This window comes from Pantoea sp. SGAir0175 (assembly GCF_043547855.1).
In genome coordinates this window covers 683,821-703,816 of the sequence record NZ_CP028081.1, presented here as the reverse complement: position 1 = coordinate 703,816, position 19,996 = coordinate 683,821, and the positions used below count along the sequence as shown (strand labels likewise).

The window sequence follows — 19,996 nt, the reverse complement described above, 5'->3', positions numbered from 1 at the left end:
GATTCTCCGTTTCTCCCGTTTACAGCTTTCCCGCCTTATGGCAGCTTTTACGCTCTGTTTTTACCGGAGAAAAAAATGAGCCTGGAGTCGGTACGGCACTTCTTTGCCGAACACGCACCGGATATCGACATCATCGAGATGCCGGAAAGCACTGCCACCGTAGAACTGGCCGCACGCGTGCATGGCGTGACGCCGGGGCAAATCGCCAAAACCCTGTCGCTGAAAGTGAAAGAGAGCGTGGTGCTGATTGTCACGCGCGGTGACGCCCGGCTGGATAACCGCAAGCTGAAGGCGGCGCTCGGGGCAAAAGCGCGCATGCTGAGCGTGGATGAAGTGGTGAACTGGACCGGCCATCCGGTCGGCGGCGTGTGCCCGTTCGGGCTGGAAAATCCGCTGACCGTCTATTGCGATGTGTCGCTGCGCAGTTTCGATGAAGTGTTACCTGCGGCCGGTTCGATTCACAGCGCGGTGCGCATTTCGCCGCAGCGCATGGCTGAACTCACGGCGGCGAAATGGATTGACGTCTGCGAGGCGCGTTAACGCGTCTCTTTCGCCACCGCCCCGGATATTTCGATGCCGCGCGTCTCGCGGCCAAACGCCACGAACACGCAAATCAGCACTGCCACCGTGCCGGCGACAATCGCCATGCCCAGCCCGTAGTTACCGCCGTGGGCTTCGGCGATGCGTGACTGCAGCGTGGCGTTGACCGAAGCAATTAAATTCCCCAGCTGGTAAACGAAGCCCGGCAGTACCGCACGCGCATTGGCCGGCACCAGCTCGGTCAGGTAGGTCGGTACCACGCCCCATGCACCCTGCACCATAAACTGCATCAGGAACGCGCCGATACCAATCGCCCAGGAACCGCTGGAGAACGCCCACAGCGGCAGCACCGGCAGCGCCAGAAACGACGCCAGCATGATGGCTTTTTTACGCCCGATACGCTCGGACAGCGAGCCGAACGTAATGCCGCCGAGCATTGCCGCAATGTTATAGCTAATGGCGATAATACTCACCGTGTGGGCGTCAAACTGGTGCTGCACTTTCAGGAACGTCGGGTAGAGATCCTGCGTGCCGTGGCTGAAGAAGTTAAAACAGGCCATCAGCAGCACCATGTAAATACAGATTTTCCAGTGCTGGCGGATGATGGGCAGCAGCGCGTGATTCTCTTTACGCTCGCGTGCCGCCAGCCATACCGGCGATTCCGGCACTTTAAAATAAATAAACGGCAGCAGCAGAATCGGCAACGCGCCAATCAGGAACATGCCACGCCAGCCCACCTGTTCGAAGAACAGGCCAAACACTATCGACGCCAGCAGATAGCCGCACGGATAACCGGCCTGGAAGATGCCGGACATCAGGCCACGCGAACGGTCAGGAATGGTTTCCATCGCCAGCGAAGAGGCCACGCCCCAGATGCCGCCCATCGCCACGCCGTAAATCACGCGGAAGGTCAGGAAGGCAGCAAAGTTGGGCGACCATGCCGACAGCAACTCAAACAGCGAAAACAGCACGATGTTGAGCATCAGGATCGGCCGGCGGCCATATTTTTCCGCCAGCCGGCCAAAGATCAATGCGCCTACCGGTCGTACGGCCAGCGTCAGCATAATGGCAATAGAAACATCGGAGACGCTGGTGTCGAAGTAGCGCGCAAGATCGCTGAGCACAAACACCAGAATAAAGAAGTCGAACGCATCCAGCGTCCAGCTGGCGAAACTGGCGAAAGCCACGTTGCGCTGGGTCGCAGTCCAGTTAAACATAAGGGTATCCTGTCTGATTGCTTCCGGCTCGCGGCCAGATTTTTATTGGAACGTTATCCAGCGAATGGTTGCACTGGTTATTATTGTGTTAACCATTTGTATATAGCATGTCAGAAAGGCGCCGCGCGGCGGGGAATTGTCAGCGAGTGATTCGCGATGTAAGGAAGCGTGTCGGCAGGAAAGCGGCGCACGGTACTCCGGCCGGGAGACCGCGCGCCGCAGCAAAATCTCAGCGTTTCAATCCGTTGAACGTCTGCTCAATCACTTCCAGCAGCAGCGGATTGTTTACGTTCTGCATCACATGCACCAGCGCGCCCGCGTCCGCCGGCACGCCGACGTCCAGCCGCAGCGGCGTGCGATAGCGCCAGGTCTTGCCGCGCGTGGCACCGGGACGCAGCTCGATATCGACGTGATAATCTACGCCGTCCGCCACGCGCTGGTTGAGCAGCCAGGCAATGACCAGCGCATCGTGGATCCAGCAACCCGGCAGATGGCGGGTGCGGATGGAGTAATCAATCCACGGTCGCAGCGTTTCGCGCACAAACTGCGGCAGTGGATGATCGCAGGCGGTCAGACGCGTGAGATCCTGATGGGTCAGCAGCGTCTGCGTGGTGGCATCCATCGGTACCAGCGTGATGGTGGCGCCACTGTGCAGCACCTGATGCGCCGCTTCCGGATCGAGGCCAAAATTGGTGTCTTTGATGTAGTCATCCAGCGCGAATACGCCGCCCATGATGACGATCTCCGCTACGCAATCCGCCATCTGCGGATAGCGCTGCAGCGCCTGCGCCACGTTGGTCAGCGGGCCTATAGCCACCAGTGTAAACTCGCCGGGATTGTCACAAATCAGCTGGCCCATCACGCCCGCCGCATCGTTGCCGTCCGCTGCCACCGTCTGCGGCTGACGCACGCCGCGCCACAGTTCGCCCAGCGCCGGGTCCGCGACGTTATCCAGCCGCGCGCGCCACGGCGCCGGATCTTCGCGCAGCGCCTGCAGCGCGCCCTGCACTACCGGAATGTTCAGTCCGAGCCGCTGCAGCAGATCTTTAGCCACCCGCGCTCCCACCGCGCTCGGCGTGTTGCCGCTCACGGTGGTGATCAGCTCAACGGCCAGCGCGCGTGACGCCAGCGCTAAGGCCAGCGCCAGCCCGTCATCGGTGTTAGCGCCAGCAATACCATTCCCCGGATCACAATCAATAATTAGTCTTTTCATAATGTTATATATTTATTTTTGTTGAGATAGCTGGCAGCCACAGGACTCACCGATCTCAAGATGGTGAGGAAATTCGGCCAGCTGCGCCTCGCCATGACCGTTTTTCAGCATGGCGATGGCGCTGCGTGCCATTTCGCGCAGCGGCTGGCGCACGGTGGTGAGCGTGGGCACATGAAAGGCCGACTGCTCGGTACCGTTGAAACACACCAGCGCGACATCGTGCGGCACGCGCAGACCGTGTTCGGACAGCGCGCGGATACAGCCAATCGCCTGCCCTTCGTTACTGGTAAACAGCGCGCGCGGCACCCGGCCGCTGGCAACCATGCGTTGCCCGGCGTCGTAACCGCCCTGGCGCGAATAGCCGGCCGGAAAAATCAGCGCTTCATCTACCGTCAGCCCGTGCTGCGCCATGGCGTCGCGCCAGCCCTGAATACGATCCTGCGCGTTAAGCATCTCGCGCGGACCGCTGATCATGCCGACCTGCTGATAGCCGTGGCTGAGCAGATGCGCCGTGACCTGGCGCGCCGCTTCACGTTCGTTAACGCACAGCATGCTGACGCCGGGACGCGGTTCGATGCGGTCCAGCATCACCAGCGGCGTTCCGCTCGCCTGGATGACATCAATATAGGGATGGCGATCGACGCTGGTGTAAAACAGGCCATCAACCTGACGATTCAGCAAACCCTGAATCAGCTCCAGCTCGCGCTGGCGATCGTCGCCGGCATCGCCCAGCAGCATTACGTGGCCGTGGTTCAGCGACTCCTGCAGCAGCACGTGCGCCATTGAGGCGACAAACGGGTTTGCGATATTTGGCACGATCAGGCCAAAGGTTTTGGTACTGCCGGAGGCCAGCGCGCGCGCCACCGCATTCGGGCGATAGCCGGTTTGCTGGATGGCGGCCAGCACGCGCTGACGCGTGGCTTCGGCCACCGGACGCGGTCCGTTGTTTATCACATAGCTGACCACCGCCACCGAGGTTCCGGCGGCTTTGGCGACGTCACTGCGTGTCACATTTCCGGTTGGGGATTTCGCCAATATTGCCTCTGTGTTAATGCCGCTGGCCGGGAGTACCGGCCAGCGTAATCAAAGAATGTTGTACGATCCTGCGCGTCAGATAGCATCCTCCGGCAGATTCAGATCGCGTCCGCGCGTTTCCGGTGCCACAAAGGTGGTGAGGAAACCGATGGTCGCCATGGCCGAGAAGTACACGGCAATCGGCCACCAGTGGCCGGTAAACGACAGCAACGCCGCCGCCACCAGCGGTGCGGTACCTCCTGAAAGGATAGACCCCAGCTCTTTGGCAACCGCCATTTTGGTGTAACGGTGTTTGACGCCAAACATCTCCACGCCCCACGCCGCCTGCACGCCAAAGATGCCCAGCGACGCCAGCGCCATCCCCACCACAATCACCGGAATTACGATGGCCGGCTCGCGGCTGTCCATCAGGCTAAAGGCGGGCCAGGCGTAAACCATCAGTAACAGGCAGAAGCCGCGATAGGTGATGCGTCGGCCAAAGCGGTCTGACAGCCAGCCGGCAAACGGGATGATCAGGAAACCGAGCAGCGAGGCGATGAACACCGCGGTGGTCGGCACCGATTTGTCCAGCATCAGCACTTTGGCGACGTAGCCGACGATAAAGCCCTGTGCCAGATAGGACGGGCCGTTCTCACCGATGCGCAGGCCCACCATGGTCCAGAAGGCGCGGCTGCGCTGCCAGAAGCTGCGGCTGTCGGGTTGCATCGCGCTTTGCGCCAGCGTTTCATGGCGCTGCGCCTGCAGTTCCGCCTGCTGACGCTCAAACACCGGCGTTTCACGCAGATGACGGCGAATCCACAGCGCGACCGCAGCAATCAGCACGCTGCTGAGGAACGGAATACGCCAGCCCCAGTCGAGCAGCGTGGCTTTATCCATCTGAATCACCGCCAGCCACACCAGCGACGCAATCAGCGTGCCGCTGTTGGAACCAAGCGCAATCACCGACGACACCAGGCCACGGCGCTCAACCGGCGCGTATTCACCCAGCATCACCGTGCCGCCCGAGAGCTCTGCGCCGGCGCCCAGCCCCTGTGTGAAACGCAGCAGCACCAGGCAGGCCGGCGCCCACAGACCAATCGTTGCATAGGAAGGAATCAGGCCGATCAGCGTGGTCGAAGCGCCCATCAGAATGATGGTGCTGATCATCACTACCTTGCGGCCCTTGCGATCGCCAATCCAGCCAAACAGCAGCGCCCCGATCGGGCGCGCAATAAAGCCGACCGACCAGGTGGCAAAGCTGGAGAGCAGCGCCATCGCCGGGGTGGCTTCGGGGAAGAACACATCGCCAAAAATGATGCCGGCAGCGAGGCCATACAGGGCGAAATCCGCGTATTCCATCGCGGTGCCCAGCCAGCAGGAGAAGGTGGCGCGCCAGAAATCTTTGCGCCCGGAGGTGGTTTCCAGCCGCGCATCGGCGGCGGAAGCGGGTGAACCTTGTTGCGTAACGGAGTGATGTACCGTCATAACCATTTCCCTGAAAGAGGTGAAAACAGTAAACGCCCATCCGTGGGTCGGTTCCCTGGCAACAAGCGGAACTCCCCGGTGGCGACGTTCAGTAGGCAAACCTGGATGAAAGGTCAGTAAAGAATTCCCTGGTGTTGGAATTCATCTATTTGCCTGATTTCGCCGATGTTTTTTTCATCGATCGCATTAGCACGGCAAATGTAACTGGGTCATCTCAAGGCCAACTTCGTCTCTGGCACCGTGAGTTGTCACTGTGAAGACAGTCTATCTACGCGCGTAGATAAATCAAGTGATCAACAGGAAAATAATTAACTTATCTTCACAATGGTGCATGAGAAAAAGATAAAAACGGCGTTAATTCATGACATTACATTACAGCCAGCGTCATTAAAAAATCCACGCACGCTGCGTGATTAACGACTATTGCTTATCATTGGCAAAAACGGCGACCAAACTTTCACCGCGCCGTTTTCGCACATTTCAGTTAAGTTTTGATGACACCCGGGCATTATTCTTAAAACCGCCCGGGCCGCGCGAAATCCTGCGTGCCTGCAGTAGACTGGATGACCTTCACTCAGGAGCATTATGACCATTATCCTCATGCGACACGGCAAGCCAGACCATCCGGTAAGCGGGCGCTTTACGGCGCGGGCGCTGGCGGACTGGTGTGAAGGCTACGACCAGGCGGTGATTTGTGATGCGCCGCCGCCGCGCAGTATGGCGATTGCGCGCATGGCCAGCGTGATTGCCTGCAGCCCGTTGCCGCGCGCGCGTTCGTCGCTGGCGCGGCTTGGCCTGCAGGCGCAGGACGTGGATGAGGTGTTCAGTGAAGTGGCGATGCCGCTGCTGCCGTTTGCGCGCCTGCATCTGCCGCTGACGCTGTGGCTGGCGCTGCTGCGCCTGCTGTGGCTATGCGGTTACGCCGGACGCGTGGAATCAGTGCAGCATGCCCGGCAGCGCGCGCAGCGGGCGGCAGACAAACTGATTGCCCTGTCGCAACAGGGCACGGTGCTGCTGGTGGGCCACGGTATTATGAACAAACTGATTGCGCGCCAACTGCGCAAGCGCGGCTGGCAGGCAGAAAAACACGCCAGCAGCCGCCACTGGAGCAGCGCGATTTATCACCGGCCGTTTATTTGATGGCGGCCGTCGCACTCAGGACGACAGCTGAAAGTAGCTCAGGACTTCGCAGCCGGTGCCAGCCTGCGGCGTGGCGATGACCTTCATCTGCGTCAGATCGATCAGGCTAAGCGAACCGTCACCCTGATTAGCGATCAGCAGGCTGCGGTTATCGGCGCTAAAACAGCCATCCATCGGCTGATTGCCGACCGCAACGTCACCCAACGGATTAAGCAAGTCGTCAAACAGCGTTACCACTCCTTCCCCGTCGCCAATCGCCACCAGCCGCTCACCGCTGGCGCTGAAGCGCACCACCTGGCACGGCTGCTGATGGCCGGGCAGCGTGATGCGCTGGCGGATACGATGGCTCTGACGATCCACCACGTACAGCAGCGGCGCGTCTGCCGCGCTGGCCACCAGATAGGGGTGCTTTGGCGAGGCGGCAATGCCGGCAATCGGTCCCGGCAGCAGGATGTTGTCAATGATGCGCCCTTCCGCCTCGCACAGATCCACCACCGTGATGCTGGCGTCCTCTTCGTTTTCAGTAAACAGCTTGCGGCCGCTGGGCGACAGCGTCAGCCGGTGCGCGTTGTGCGACGGCAGCCGGATGGTTTTCTCCAGCGTGTCGCTGTGCGGATCGATCACCGCCACCGCGGCACTGTGTTCACAGCACAGATACACTTTGCCATCGCGTCCCAGCTGGCCGCTGTGCGGCGCCTTGAGCGGTGACAGATCGATAAAGCCGCGAATCTGCCGCCGGCGCAAATCGATAATTGCCACCTTGTGCCCCGGATGCGGATTGTCGCCGTGGACGCCATCACCGTAGATCGGCACATACGCCTTCTCCAGCGCGGGCAGCATCAGCAGCTCATGCGGTCGCGGCGGTAAGGCATTCAGCTCCTGCTCAACGGCGAAGCTGTCGGGATTGAGAAACAGCACGCGGTTGCCCTGCTTATCAACCGCCAGTAACCCACGCTTGTGTGGCTGCATAGTGCCTCCTTTTTTTCGTTGCCTGCTCTAAGCGTAGCTAACCTGCTTCCGCGTTGGGCAAGCGGCGGCCAGGCCAGAGGAAAATACAGCGCGGTTAACGGACCGCCGATCGCTCATTTTTATTCCGCGCCGCGGCCTGCGCCTGCAGGAGGTTATTATATTAGGAATAATCTTAATCGATTAAAAATAAAAAACGCCGTACCTCATCATTTTATTGATACCTCTTTTTAGCCATCCCGGATCCTGGCGTTTCCGGTAAATCTGAAAGCAAAAAAAAATCGTAGCCTTGCCGCTGCGGATCGATTATTAAGCAAGGGTAGTCTTTTTACACACAGCCGTCAGGACACATAAGCGCGCTCAAGCCGCCAGCATCAGGGAATCCTTGCTCCCCATAATCACAATAATCAGGTGCATCATGACAAAAAAACGTCTCCAGCCAGCCCTTACGCTCTGGCAACACTGGCAGAGAATCGCCTTTACCGGCCAGACATTACTGCAGAAAAAACAGCATACTGCGCTCTGCGCGCCGGAATATGATCCCAGCGAAGAGGACAATATCGTGTTGCTTTCGGGTGAGAAAGCGCTGCCGGAAATACCCAAAAAAATCTGGATGTACTGGGACAATGAATATTTACCGAAATCGATGGCGTTAAATATCCAGCAGCTACGGCAGGATAATCCTGACCATCAGGTGTATGTATTAAACCGTTTAACGCTTAAAGAGGTCCTGCCGGATTTTATTTTTACCTCGACACAATTAAGCGAGCAGCAAAAAAGTGAAGTCATTCGCCTCGAATTATTATTACGCTACGGCGGCATTGCGATTGACTGCAGCACGCTGTTATTTGAAGATCTGAGCTGGGTGCACCGTGCGCATCAGGAACGCCGCATGGATGTGATTGGCTATTACCGTGAAATTGCCACCGTCAACTATCTGGCACCGGTGATTGAAAACTGGTTTCTTGCCGCTGCGCCCAATAATCCTTTTATTCGCGAGTGGCAAAAACAGTACGCGCCGATCAAGCATCTGGGGGCGCACAACTATTTTAATGAGCTGGCAAAGCGCGATGATTTTGCCCTGCTGACGCAGAAAATCGCCGAGCCGGCACAGCAGCTGGGTTCGCTGGCGCAGCAGGCGGCGATGCGCGAACATCGCCGCGTGAACCTGTATCTGCGTAAATGTGAGGCCAACGCCTATTACTATCAGCGGCTGAGCAACTGGCAAAGTGATGCCTTTGCGCACACGGTACTGTTCCATCAGCGCCCGCATACGCCGCCGCCGGTGATCAAGCTGAGCGGCATTGAGCAGTTGCATCTCGACTTCAATCTGCGTCTCGGTAACTATAACCGTCGCAGCCTGCTGGGGGCGATGATGCAGCCCACAGCACCGCTCAGCGCGCCGCTGGCCTCACCCATCAACAAAGCGCGTGCGTAGCCAGTGGATAAAGGTGGTGACGGCACGCGGTACCTGCGCTGCGTAAGGCCGCACCACCCACAGGCGGTCGGCAAAGGCATCGACCGCCTGCCACTCCGGCAGCACCTGCTGCAGCGTGCCGCTGGCCAGCGCCGCGCTGGCGCTGAAGTCCGGCAGCATAGCAATGCCCAGCCCCTGCAGCGCAGCGTCACGAATCGACTCGCTGTTATTAGTGGCGAAATTACCCTGAATCTTCACCTGCACCGTTTCGCTGTCATCGCTGTGCAGACGAAAGCGCCACTGCGGCGACTCCAGCCCGCGCGGATAATAGAGGCAGTTATGCTGCTGTAGCGCCTGCGGCGTATCTGGCGTACCGTGACGGGTCAGATAGTCCGGCGCGGCCACCAGCAGCGTGCGCGTTTCACACAGCGGCAGCGCGACGTGCGTTTCCGGCAGCTGCTGACTGTGGCGAATGGCGAGATCGAATCCTTCGCTGCCCAGCGACACCAGCCGATCGCTGACGTTGAGCTGCAACCGCACCTGCGGGTAGTCGCGCAGAAAGTCGCCGATAATCGGCACCAGCTGCTGCCGGGCAAACGCCACCGGCGCGCTGATGCGCACCAGGCCGCGCACCGGCCCGGCTTCGTCACGCACGCTAAAGAAGCTCTGCGCAATGCGCGAAAACGGCTCGCGCAGGTCGTCCACCAGCTTTTCACCGGCCGACGTCAGCCGCACGCTGCGCGTGGTGCGCTGCACCAGCGCCACGCCGGCCATCTGCTCCAGCTCTTTGATTTTCTGGCTCATCGCCGCTTTACTGACATCCAGGCGTTCAGCCGCGCGGGTAAAACTGCCCTGTTCCGCCAGCACCGTCAGCCAGTGCAAATGCACCCAGAGTGCATCGGTTTTAATTTCTTTCATCAGGATTGTTCAAAATAATAAATAATCATTTTAATCAGCGCGCTTTTTCTTTCCGGCAGCAAGCGGCAGCATAGCCTTTCATCCTACTCTTTCCGCGTGGGCAAAAACGAGGATTTATTGATGCCGTTACTGACTTTTGATGTTATTCAGGGCCGTTCTGAAGCAGAGATTCGCACCTTACTCGACGCCGCGCATCGCGCGGTACTCACGGCATTTAAGGTTCCGGCGCGCGATCGTTACCAGATTGTTCATGAAAACAAGCGTTATCAAATGGTCTTTCAGGATACCGGGCTGGGTTTTGCGCGCAGCGACAATCTGGTGATGGTGCGCGTATACACCAGCCCAAGAAGTGAAGAACAGAAAACGCACTTCATGGCAGAGTTAGCGCGCGAGCTGCGGGAAAATTGTGGCGTGCAGGGCAACGATCTGATGATCAGTTTTATCACCAACAGCAAAGGTGACTGGAGCTTTGCCGACGGCGAAGCGCAGTATCTCACCGGTAAGCTGTAACACCCGCGCCCGCCCTGGCTGGCAGCAGCGCGCCGGTTGCTGCCAGACTAAATCAGACTCCGCCTAAACCCGCCTTAAACGATTCGCAATGCATCGCACAAATCTGGTTGGATGTGTTGCAGCCCTGTGACAGCCAATATAGATTGACGCAAAACCCCCGCAGAGGGCCGCAGACGCAGGTAACGCGTTCTTTTTACTTAATGTGAGGATCTGCCGTTGGAGTTGCTTTCAATAGTGCTCTTTTTGGCTGCGATCGCAGTCTATTCGTATAAAGCCGGGCGAAATAAATTCTGGTTTATCCTGATCTTGCTGCTGCTCACCCTGTTCATCGTGCTCAACGCCACGCTGTATGCCAGCAACTATTTTACCGGCGATGGCATCAACGATGCGGTGCTCTACACCCTGACCAACAGCCTGACCGGCGCGGGCGTGAGCAAATATGTGGTACCGGCGCTTGGCTTGATCATCGGCCTGTTTTTACTGTTTTGTTTTCTCTCCTGGGTGTTGCGCCGGCATAAACGTCCGCATCATCTCGGCTGGAGCCTGCTGGCGATCGCCTGTGCTGCCGGCTCGGTGCAAACCACGCCGGCTTTTCGCCAGGTGAAAGAGCTGATCGCCTCCCACGCGCGCCAGGCCGACTCGGATTTCGAAACCTATTACAAAACGCCGAATAAGCAGATTAACGCGCCGAAGCTCAACCTGGTGTATATCTACGGCGAAAGCCTTGAGCGCACCTACTTCGATCAACAGGCTTTTCCTGGCCTGGCACCGGAACTCAGCCGCGAAAAAGATCACAGCATTGACTTCAGCAACACCGAGCAACTGCCCGGCACCGATTACACCATCGCCGGCATGGTAGCGTCGCAGTGCGGTATTCCGCTATTTGCGCCGTTCGACGGCAACGCCTCGGCTTCGCTTTCCAGCTTCTATCCGCAAAATATCTGCCTCGGCGATATCCTCAAACACTCCGGCTATGAGAACTGGTTTATTCAGGGCGCAGACCTGCGCTTTGCCGGCAAAGACACCTTTTTGCTGTCGCACGGTTTTGATGCCGCCAACATGTACGGCTCGCAGGAGCTGAAGAGCCGCGTCGCCGACCCCAGCTACCGTAACAACTGGGGCTTTTACGACGATACGGTGATGGATGAAGTGTTTGAAAAGTATGAGGAGCTGTCGCGTCAGCAGAAACGCTTTGCGCTGTTTACGCTCACCGTGGACACTCACCATCCGGACGGCTTTATTTCGCGCAGCTGCCAGCGCAAAAGTTACAGCTATGACGGTAAACCCAATCAGTCGTTTAGCGCGGTGGCCTGTTCCCAGGAGCACGTGGCGCGCCTGATTGCCCGCATCAAAGCCTCGCCGTGGTTTAAAAACACCGTGATTGTGGTGAGTTCCGATCATCTGGCGATGAATAACACGGCGCATCAGTATCTGATCAAGCAGCCGCGCCGCGATCTGTTTATGGTGATCCGTGGCGATCAGCCGCAGGCCGAGGTGCTGGACGGCAAGCGCAGCACGCTGGATAACGGCGCCACGGTGCTGGATATTCTCGGCGGGGATAACGCGATTGGCCTTGGCCGCAGCGGGCTGTCTTCAGCCTCGCTCTCCAGCCAGTTCGATGACATGGCGAAGAAGGTCACGGCGTGGAAAGCCGATATCATTCAGCTGTGGAATTTCCCCAGCCAGATGAAGACGTTCACCATCGACCAGCCCAAAAATACCTTTAGCTTCTCGGGCGCGACGTTCAGGCTGCCGATCCTGTTCCGCGTATCCGATCATCAGGTAGAGCCGCTGCCGGAAGGCGAATACGCCGCGCCGCTGCGCTTCCAGCTGGCCGATTTTGCCGCCAGCGATAAGTTTGTCTGGGTCGATCGCTGCTTCAAAATGGGCCGGCTGTGGCAGCCGGCGCTGGCGCTGTCGACCGATCTCTGCTTGGCGATGGGCCAGACCGGCGGACAGCCCACGGTGACGCGCATCGACCAGCCGGTGTGGCAGGGTAAAGCGCAGTTCCCGCAGGTGAAGGTCAGCGCGGCGACCTACCAGCTCAACGAGCAGCAAATGCGCATCGAGGATAATGCCATTCGCTACCAGGCGGACAGCTTCCTGCTGACCGTGCCGGGCGCGCCGGCCAGCGTGAAGCGCTTTAGCGGTATTTCACGGCCGGAAAGCTGGGGGCGCTGGTCGAACGCCAACCTCGCGCCGGAGGTGAACATTGAATATGTCGATCCGCTGCCGGCGCGTTTTGACGTGGTGATCACCGCACGCGCCTATGGGGCTAACGCCCATCGACCGATTCCGGTGCGCGTCGGCGAGCAAGTGCAGCAGCTCAATCTGGGTGACGCGTTCTCCACGCAAACGCTGCATTTCACCAACCCCGGCGCCAGCCGCAACCTGATCATCACGCCGCCAGAACCACAGCTGTCTAATCTCGGCAACATTACCGGTCAGGATCCACGCAAACTCGGTATCGGCATGGCGGAGATAAAAATAATTCCGCAGCCCGAAAAGTGATAAAAATGCGTGCCAGACCAGGGCCTGCCAGCGTGCAGGCCCTTTTTATTGCCGCTTAGCGTTACTCATTGTACGAATTGATATTTTTCGAGACGTCGCGCAAAATCCACATCATCACATGGTGCAACTATCACCACCTGGATAACCTTGCAGGCAACAGGAAAGGCGACCAGGAGCAACAGGGATGATACCGACGATGATGAACACCCATAAGGCATTCAAAGCGCTGCAGCAGGCGGGCGTGGCCGATCACCAGGCCGAAGTGATGGTCGACATTTTTGCCGAAATGCAGCAGGAAAACAGCCTGACCAAAACGCACCTTTCGCAGGCCATGGAAGGCGTGATGCGGGCAAATCACGCCACCTCGCAACGTGTCGATAAACTGGCACAGAGCCTCAGGCATTTTGAAAATGAGGTCCGCCATACGTTTAAAGCCATTGAGCTGCGATTTGACAACGTCGATGAGCAATTCCGGAAAATTGATCAACGCTTTGAACAAATCGATCAACGCTTCGAAAAGATGGATGCGCAATTCAAGCAAATCGATAAACGCTTAGAAAAAGTGGATGCGCAATTCAGGACAATCGATCAACGTTTTGAACAAATCGATGAGCGATTCAGGCAAATTGATAAACGCTTTGAAAAAGTGGATGAGCGCCTGCTGGATCTCGACCATCGCATGCAGCTCGGTTTCAATGAGCTCAAACGCGATAATCTGTGGCATCGGCGGCTGTTGATGGCGATGGCCAGCGCCTTTGTGTTGTCAGCCGCCAAATATATTTTTGCCGGTTAGCCGGGCAGCCAGCCCGGCGCGCGCGTCAGGCCTGACGTAATGTCTCCAGCCTGGCGCGTTGTTGCCCGCGGGCGTCGAAATTGTCTGCCGCCAGCCAGCGCTCAAAGCCCAGCTTCACCTGCGGCCATTCACAGTCGATGATAGAGAACCAGGCGGTATCCCGGCTGCGATTTTTATACACCACCACCTGACGGAACGTGCCTTCATAACGAAAGCCCAGCCGCAGTGCGGCGTTGTACGACGGCTGGTTACAGCTGTCGCATTTCCACTCGTAGCGACGATAGCCGAGTTGTTCGAAGGCGTAACGCATCAGCAGATAGTGGGCTTCGGTGGCCATGCGGGTTTGCTTCAGCAGCGGAGAGAACACCACAAAGCCGACTTCCATCACACCGTGCTGCGGTTCAATGCGCATCAGCGCCAGCGAGCCGACCGCCTGCCCGCTTTGCCGGTCAATAACCGCGAAGTGCAGGTAATCCGGACTCTGCTGGCACTGCTGCGCAAATGCCAGATAAGACGCTTCATCGTCAAAGCGCCCGACCGGCAGCCAGGTCCAGTCGCGGCCATCTTCCGCCAGCGCATAAGCCGCATACAGCTCGCGACCGTGACGTGCGGCATCCAGTGGCTCCAGCCGGCAATACTGGCCGGTGAAAATCTGCCCCTGCGGCAGCGGGCGCGGCTGCCACGCCTCCAGCGCCGGGCCGATGGGTTGTCCATAACGATTGGTCTGCGATGACATACGGCGATTCCTTCTGTGTGAGAGTGACAGCGTGCAGCGTGCCACTTTGCTGGTTCCGGAAAAAGCGCCACAATGTGACAAATCGATAGATCCACGGAGGCGCCGATGCGCGCATTAAACCGGCATTCGCTGCTGCTGGCACCGCTAGAGGCCGACGGCAGCCTGACGCTGCAACAGCAGCTGTATCAGCGGCTGCGCCAGGCGATACTGAATGGTCAGCTGGCGGCGGGCACGCGCCTGCCGGCGACCCGCCAGCTGGCGGCTGAACTGCAGGTGTCGCGCAATACGGTGATCGCCGTCTGGTCACAGCTGCAGGCGGAAGGATTTATCCTCAGCGACCGCCAGGGAAGCCGCGTCAGCCGACTGGCGCACACGCCGCTGCCCGCGCAGGCGTCCGACGACAGCGCCGACTGGCCGGTTTCCGCGCGCGCTGCCGGGTTGCACTCGCTGCATCGCCTCTCCAGCCAGGAGCTGGCACTGCGCCCGAGCACGCCGGCGCTGGCGCATTTCCCGCTGGCGCAGTGGCGTCGCGCGCTCAATCAAACTGCGCAGCAGGCACAGCTGCTGGGCTACGGCGATCCGCTGGGTGAGCTGGCGCTGCGTGAGGCGCTGGCGCAGCATCTGGCGCTGGCGCGCGGCGTGCGCTGTGCGCCGCAGCAGATTGTGATTACCGAAGGCGCGCAGCAGGCGCTGACGCTGTGCGTCGCGCTGCTCACCAATCGTGGTGACACCGGCTGGGTGGAAGAGCCGGGTTATCGCGGCGCCAAAGCGGCGATGCGCCTCGGCGATCTGCAGATCGAACCGATTGCCGTAGATGCGCAGGGACTGGCACCGACAGCGCAGGACTGGCAGCAGCGCCCGCCGCGGCTGATTTACACCACGCCGACGCATCAGTATCCCACCGGCGCGATCATGAGCGCCGCGCGCCGGCTGGCGCTGCTGGCGGCGGCACAGCGGCATCAGGCGTGGATTATCGAAGATGATTACGACAGCGATTTTCGCTACAGCGGCGAGCCCATCGCCGCGATGCAGGGCATGGCGCAGCCGACGCCGGTGATTTACATCGGCTCCTTCAGCAAAACCCTGTTTCCGGCGCTGCGTATCGGCTACATGGTGCTGCCTGCCCCGCTACTGCCACGGCTGCGGCCGGCCTTGCATGAGCTGTTACGCGGCGGTAACCGGCCGGAACAGCAGGCGCTGGCGCTGTTTTTACGCAGCGGGGATTTCAATCGCCACCTGAGCAAAATGCGCCGTCTGTATCGTCAGCGGCAGGCCACGCTGCGGGCTGCGCTACAGGAGACATTTGGTACTCAGGTGCCGCTGCTGGGCGGTGAATGCGGCATGCATCTGGTGTTGCCGCTGGCGGATACGGTGGATGATGTGGCGCTGACGGCGCAGCTGTTTCGCCATGGCTATGCGCCTGGCGCGCTGTCCGGCTTTTATCTGGGCGAGAAAAAACAGCAGGGACTGGTGCTGGGATACGGTAATACCAGCACCAGTCAGATAATGGCAGGCGTGGCGCAGTTAGCGCGCCTGCTGCCGGGCATTACCCCTTGAAGAAAATGTCGCCGGATTTACCCATCACGATCTTGCCGCTGTCGTCGGTGATCAGGATGTAGTTAGCGTTGATGTAAGCCCAGTGCGTGCCTTCCTGCGGTGCAGGCAGGTGGCGCGGCTGCCACTCAACGATGGTGTACTGCTTTTTACGGTACTCATCCGGCACGACGTCACCGACTTTATACTCTTTGTAATCGATGATGATGGTGTGCAGATCGTAATTATTGGCGGCGGATGGCGCTTCACCCGGACCGTTTTGTGACGGACGAATCGGCGCGACATCGCCACTGGATTCTGCCGGTTCACTGCTGGCGGGCGCATCGCTGGTGGCCGCTGGCGCTGAGGCGTCCGGTGCGGTTTGCTGCACCTGCGGCGGCATCGGTACGCTATCGGTTTGCTCACCTTCTGCCAGCGCTGCTGGCGTCAGGCTTAAAGCGCCCAGAAAAATTCCTGCTGAAAGAAGGGTGACGTGTGTCCTGCGCATTGGTGATTTCCACTCTGGTTAATTATTTAACTGTCCCATTTACTGACAAGCGCCACGTGCGGAAGGTTCCCGCGCCGCGCTTTGCGCGTCAAATTTCGCTCCACAGCATACCTCAGGCGGCGCGCTTTGCTGAGCAGCAAAATTGCAAGCAACCGTGTTCATATCCCGGCGATCTTTACGCGCCAAATCACGCAGCAGCGCAATGCCGAGATAGTTGCTCCAGTTGAAGGCATTCTGCAGCACCACGATGGCATTGCCGTGGGCGCGATCGTAGCCGATAAAACTGGCATAACCGCCAATATACCCCACCTGATAAGTGATCTGCTGCTGACCATAAGTATCGGTTACCCAGGCGATATTCTGCGCCTGGTTGCCATGCTGCTCATAAGGATAATTGATCTGCGCCAGCGCCTGACCGAGCGCGCCGTGCGCATCGCTGTGCAGATGCGCATCGAGGTAGCGAATCAGATCGCGCGCGTTGCTGTACAGGCTGGCGGCCGCCACCATATTGCCGCGAAAGGCCCAGTCCGGCGTCAGCTGACCACGCGCGATCAGTTTCGGCTGATCGCCGGCGTGGCCCAGCGCGCGCCACGGATAGCCGCGCAGGGTTTGCGGATGGAAGCTGCTGCTGGTCATGCCGAGCGGACCAAACAGCTGATGCTGCGCCAGCGTTTCAATGTCCTGATGCAGGCGATGCTGCAGAATATAGCCCAGCAGCGCATAGCCGAGATTGGAGTACTGCGCCGCCGGGTGCGCGGGGGCGCTGAAATCGGCCAGATAACTCAGCACGGCATCGCTATCCAGATTGCCGTAAAAATTTTCGCCGCTGCGCAGGTAAGCCATAAATTTCAGGAACATCGGCAGATCCATATCCTGGCGCGGCAGCCCCGAGGTGTGCGTGACCAGCTGCAGCAGCGTGATACGTTTTGCATCCTCACTCAGCGGCACGCCGCGCGGCAGCAGCGTGGCCAGCGTGTCGTTCCAGTGCAGCTCGCCGCGATCCACCAGCCCGATAATGACCTCTGCGGTAACGCCTTTGCTCAGCGAGCCCAGCGCAAACAGCGTATCCGGCGTGATGGGATAGCGCTGGCGCGCATCGGTGACGCCATAGCTGTAAAACTGCGGCGCGCCGCGCTGGTGAATGATGGCGATGCTGATGCCCGTCACCTGCTTCTGCTGCATGTAGTGGCGCACAATGTCATCGACGTTTTCATGGAAGGTGGCGTGGGACAGGTACACCCGATCGCTCACCGGTGCGGACGTTTGCGACAGTGTCCCGCAGCCGCTGAGCAGCAGACACAGGGCTGGCAGTAACAGGCGATACAGCGCGCGGGAAAGCGTCAGTCGCTGAAGTCTGACGAAGCGGGAAATAGCCATCAATTGATAAGTTATTTTTTATGTTATGCAGCAGGTGCCACTGATGTTGGTGGCGAAATATACCACAGAACAGCGGGTGCGCCACCTGTCAGCCGCAGGTGGCGCCGGGCATTATTGATTAACCGGGATAACCGATCCTTTGTAGTGCTGGTTGATAAATTCAGCAGTTTGTTTTGATTCGAGATCTTTCGCTAACGCGAGAATGCGCGGGTCGCTGGCCAGCTTTGGCGTGGTGACCAGCACGTTGGCATACGGATTATCCTTTGCCTGTTCCAGCGCCAGCGCGTCTTTTGACGGCACCAGCCCGGCCTGCAGGGCATAGTTACCGTTAATAATCGCCAGCTGCGCATCATCCAGCGCGCGCGGCAGCTGCGGCGCTTCAACTTCAATGATCTTCAGATGATGCGGATTGTCGCTGATGTCCGCCGTGGTCACCAGCGTACTGGCGCTGCGGCTTTTCAGTGTAATCAGGCCGCTGGCCTGCAGCAGATAGAGCGCGCGGCTCAGGTTAGTCACGTTGTTGGGCACCGCCACCTGCGCGCCATCAGGCAAATCTTTCAGTGATTTCACTTTGTGCGAGTAGATACCGAGTGGCTCAATATGCACGCTCGCCACCACGGCAAATTTTTCGCCCAGCGCTTTTTCCTGATCGCGCAGATAAGGCACATGCTGGAAATAGTTGGCATCGACGTCGCCACGCGCCAGCAGCTCGTTGGCGTTTAAATTGCCGTTAAGCTCGATCACCTTCAGATCGAGCTGTTTGTCGGTTTGTTTGATGTAGTTGAGAATCTCACTGTGCGGCACCGGATCGGCGGCCACGCGCAGTGCCGCGGCGGACGCCACGCTGCTGAACAGGGCCATCAGGGCCAGTGACGCTATCATCGTTTTCTGCATGGGCTTTCCTTACGTTTCTTATGATTTCACTGTGCTTAATGCATCAGCGTAATAGCGCTGCGCCACATCGCGATGGGAACGCAGACGCCCTTTGAGGTAGTTCCAGCCCACTTCACGCAGCAGCGGATTGTCAGGATCGCTGGTCGGGCCGTGGGCTTCTGCCGCCAGCTGCGGCGGCAACTGATACAGCGGTACTTCGGCGTCCAGCTGCGCACCGAGGAAAAAAGCGATCGACACGCGTTCACGATTAGCCGGCGGCGACACCACGCGGTGCACGGTGGCGCGCAGATACCCATTGCTGGCAATCTCCAGCAGTTCACCGATGTTGACCACAAACGCGCCCGGTTTTGGCAACGCATCCACCCAGTGACCGGGTGACACTTCCACCTGTAAACCGGGCTGATCGTCCTGCAGCAAAAAGGTGAGGAAGCCGGAGTCTTTGTGTGCGCCGACGCCCTGCTGGCTGGCTTCTGCCGCCTGACCGGGATAACGAATCAGCTTGATGTGCTCATTAGGCTGGGTGCCATACAGCGCGTCGAACGCATCCGGCGGCAGCGCCAGCGCTTTAGCAAAGGCCCGCAGCAGGCGCAGCGCGATGGCGGTCATCGCCTGCTGCCAGGCGTGCATCACCGGACGCAATTGCGGTAACGCCTCCGGCCATAAGTTAGGCCCCTGCAGCCGTTTCCACGCCGGATCGCCCGGCTGCAGCGTCAGCGCCGCGCGTTCGGCACCGATATCAAACTTTTCACGCTGATCGCGCTGGTCGCGGGTGTATTCCACGCCGGCATGGTTGTAGCCGCGAAAATGCGGCGAGTGGATCATCGCCACGCGCTGCTTTTCCGCCTGCGGCAGGGCAAAAAACGCCCGCGTGATACTCTGCACGTTGTGCAGCAGTTGCGGGCTAATGCCGTGATTAACCAGATAGAAAAAACCGACGTCACGCGCGGTCTCCCGCAGCTGCGCCAGGTAAGCTGCCTGCTCTGCGTCCGGTAGTTCCAGCAGGGCCAGATCCAGTACTGGCAGGGTATCCGCCATGATGTTGTCTCCTCGCTATCGGTAAATCCTGCGTTTACGCTGACATTCGCCGCCGTTTCCCGCCAATACTGTTGCGCCATAAGTTATGGCGATTCCTTTTTAGGCGCACTTCAGCTATCGATATGCAAAAAGCGGTAAATCAGGCGCGCTGCCGCTATAATCGCGCCCAGCAATTTTTGCCCACCAATG

The 19,996-nt window shown here is 59.0% G+C and carries 18 protein-coding genes; 7 read left to right on the top strand and 11 right to left on the bottom strand.

What is annotated here, in order from left to right; all coding sequences use genetic code 11:
- Positions 1-75: 75 nt before the first annotated feature.
- Positions 76-540 (top strand): YbaK/EbsC family protein, encoded by a 465-nt coding sequence (locus C1N56_RS03225; protein ID WP_058757173.1) that lies wholly within the window; start codon positions 76-78, stop codon positions 538-540.
- On the opposite strand, the gene C1N56_RS03220 is transcribed toward C1N56_RS03225, so the two are convergent.
- The 4 genes from C1N56_RS03220 to C1N56_RS03205 all read right to left on the bottom strand — a co-directional run bounded on the left by C1N56_RS03220 (position 537) and on the right by C1N56_RS03205 (position 5,469).
- Positions 537-1,757, bottom strand: a complete 1,221-nt coding sequence (locus C1N56_RS03220) for an MFS transporter (RefSeq protein ID WP_152390457.1) — start codon at positions 1,755-1,757, stop codon at positions 537-539. The genes C1N56_RS03225 and C1N56_RS03220 overlap by 4 nt on opposite strands.
- Positions 1,758-1,986: 229 nt before the next feature.
- Positions 1,987-2,970, bottom strand: coding sequence for a nucleoside hydrolase (locus C1N56_RS03215; RefSeq protein WP_166711096.1), 984 nt, complete (start codon positions 2,968-2,970; stop codon positions 1,987-1,989).
- Positions 2,971-2,982: 12 nt separating this feature from the next.
- A complete protein-coding gene (locus C1N56_RS03210; protein ID WP_371221564.1) occupies positions 2,983-4,005 on the bottom strand; it encodes a LacI family DNA-binding transcriptional regulator in 1,023 nt (340 codons plus the stop codon).
- A 75-nt stretch (positions 4,006-4,080) separates the two neighbouring features.
- Positions 4,081-5,469: an MFS transporter gene (locus C1N56_RS03205; RefSeq protein WP_211725794.1), complete on the bottom strand. Its 1,389-nt coding sequence runs from the start codon at positions 5,467-5,469 to the stop codon at positions 4,081-4,083.
- 585 nt (positions 5,470-6,054) lie between these two features.
- Between C1N56_RS03205 and C1N56_RS03200 the strand changes: the two genes are divergently transcribed.
- A complete protein-coding gene (locus tag C1N56_RS03200; protein ID WP_021506764.1) occupies positions 6,055-6,609 on the top strand; it encodes a histidine phosphatase family protein in 555 nt (184 codons plus the stop codon).
- Between the two features lie 15 nt (positions 6,610-6,624).
- On the opposite strand, the gene C1N56_RS03195 is transcribed toward C1N56_RS03200, so the two are convergent.
- On the bottom strand, positions 6,625-7,578 hold the full coding sequence (locus C1N56_RS03195) for a YncE family protein (RefSeq protein WP_021506763.1): 954 nt from the start codon (positions 7,576-7,578) through the stop codon (positions 6,625-6,627).
- A gap of 415 nt (positions 7,579-7,993) precedes the next feature.
- Here C1N56_RS03195 and C1N56_RS03190 point away from each other — a divergent pair, with 415 nt between their 5' ends.
- A complete protein-coding gene (locus tag C1N56_RS03190; RefSeq protein ID WP_021506762.1) occupies positions 7,994-9,013 on the top strand; it encodes a glycosyltransferase family 32 protein in 1,020 nt (339 codons plus the stop codon).
- Here C1N56_RS03190 and C1N56_RS03185 read toward each other — a convergent pair.
- Positions 8,987-9,910: a LysR family transcriptional regulator gene (locus C1N56_RS03185; protein WP_394517118.1), complete on the bottom strand. Its 924-nt coding sequence runs from the start codon at positions 9,908-9,910 to the stop codon at positions 8,987-8,989. The genes C1N56_RS03190 and C1N56_RS03185 overlap by 27 nt on opposite strands.
- A 120-nt stretch (positions 9,911-10,030) precedes the next feature.
- Here C1N56_RS03185 and C1N56_RS03180 point away from each other — a divergent pair, with 120 nt between their 5' ends.
- The 3 genes from C1N56_RS03180 to C1N56_RS03170 all read left to right on the top strand — a co-directional run bounded on the left by C1N56_RS03180 (position 10,031) and on the right by C1N56_RS03170 (position 13,724).
- Complete coding sequence (locus C1N56_RS03180) at positions 10,031-10,420, top strand: tautomerase family protein (protein WP_021506760.1); 390 nt, start codon at positions 10,031-10,033, stop codon at positions 10,418-10,420.
- Positions 10,421-10,630: 210 nt separating this feature from the next.
- Entirely contained in the window at positions 10,631-12,931 is a 2,301-nt protein-coding gene (gene opgB / locus C1N56_RS03175; RefSeq protein WP_127834570.1) for a phosphatidylglycerol--membrane-oligosaccharide glycerophosphotransferase, read from the top strand.
- A gap of 241 nt (positions 12,932-13,172) precedes the next feature.
- Positions 13,173-13,724, top strand: coding sequence for a hypothetical protein (locus C1N56_RS03170; RefSeq protein ID WP_394517117.1), 552 nt, complete (start codon positions 13,173-13,175; stop codon positions 13,722-13,724).
- Between the two features lie 25 nt (positions 13,725-13,749).
- Here the strand turns inward: C1N56_RS03170 and C1N56_RS03165 are convergent, their stop codons facing one another.
- The gene (locus tag C1N56_RS03165) at positions 13,750-14,460 is read right to left on the bottom strand and encodes a GNAT family N-acetyltransferase (protein ID WP_394517116.1); all 711 of its coding nucleotides are present in this window, start codon (positions 14,458-14,460) and stop codon (positions 13,750-13,752) included.
- A gap of 105 nt (positions 14,461-14,565) precedes the next feature.
- Here C1N56_RS03165 and C1N56_RS03160 point away from each other — a divergent pair, with 105 nt between their 5' ends.
- Complete coding sequence (locus tag C1N56_RS03160) at positions 14,566-16,017, top strand: MocR-like pyridoxine biosynthesis transcription factor PdxR (RefSeq protein WP_211727429.1); 1,452 nt, start codon at positions 14,566-14,568, stop codon at positions 16,015-16,017.
- On the opposite strand, the gene C1N56_RS03155 is transcribed toward C1N56_RS03160, so the two are convergent.
- The 4 genes from C1N56_RS03155 to C1N56_RS03140 all read right to left on the bottom strand — a co-directional run bounded on the left by C1N56_RS03155 (position 16,007) and on the right by C1N56_RS03140 (position 19,810).
- Positions 16,007-16,501: an RcnB family protein gene (locus C1N56_RS03155; protein WP_031279558.1), complete on the bottom strand. Its 495-nt coding sequence runs from the start codon at positions 16,499-16,501 to the stop codon at positions 16,007-16,009. The genes C1N56_RS03160 and C1N56_RS03155 overlap by 11 nt on opposite strands.
- Positions 16,502-16,540: 39 nt before the next feature.
- Complete coding sequence (locus C1N56_RS03150) at positions 16,541-17,878, bottom strand: serine hydrolase domain-containing protein (protein ID WP_394517115.1); 1,338 nt, start codon at positions 17,876-17,878, stop codon at positions 16,541-16,543.
- A gap of 111 nt (positions 17,879-17,989) precedes the next feature.
- Positions 17,990-18,772 carry a MetQ/NlpA family ABC transporter substrate-binding protein gene (locus C1N56_RS03145; protein WP_058776432.1) on the bottom strand — a complete coding sequence of 261 codons (783 nt, stop codon included), beginning with the start codon at positions 18,770-18,772 and terminating at the stop codon, positions 17,990-17,992.
- An 18-nt stretch (positions 18,773-18,790) separates the two neighbouring features.
- Positions 18,791-19,810 (bottom strand): isopenicillin N synthase family dioxygenase, encoded by a 1,020-nt coding sequence (locus C1N56_RS03140; protein ID WP_394517444.1) that lies wholly within the window; start codon positions 19,808-19,810, stop codon positions 18,791-18,793.
- Positions 19,811-19,996 lie beyond the last annotated feature (186 nt).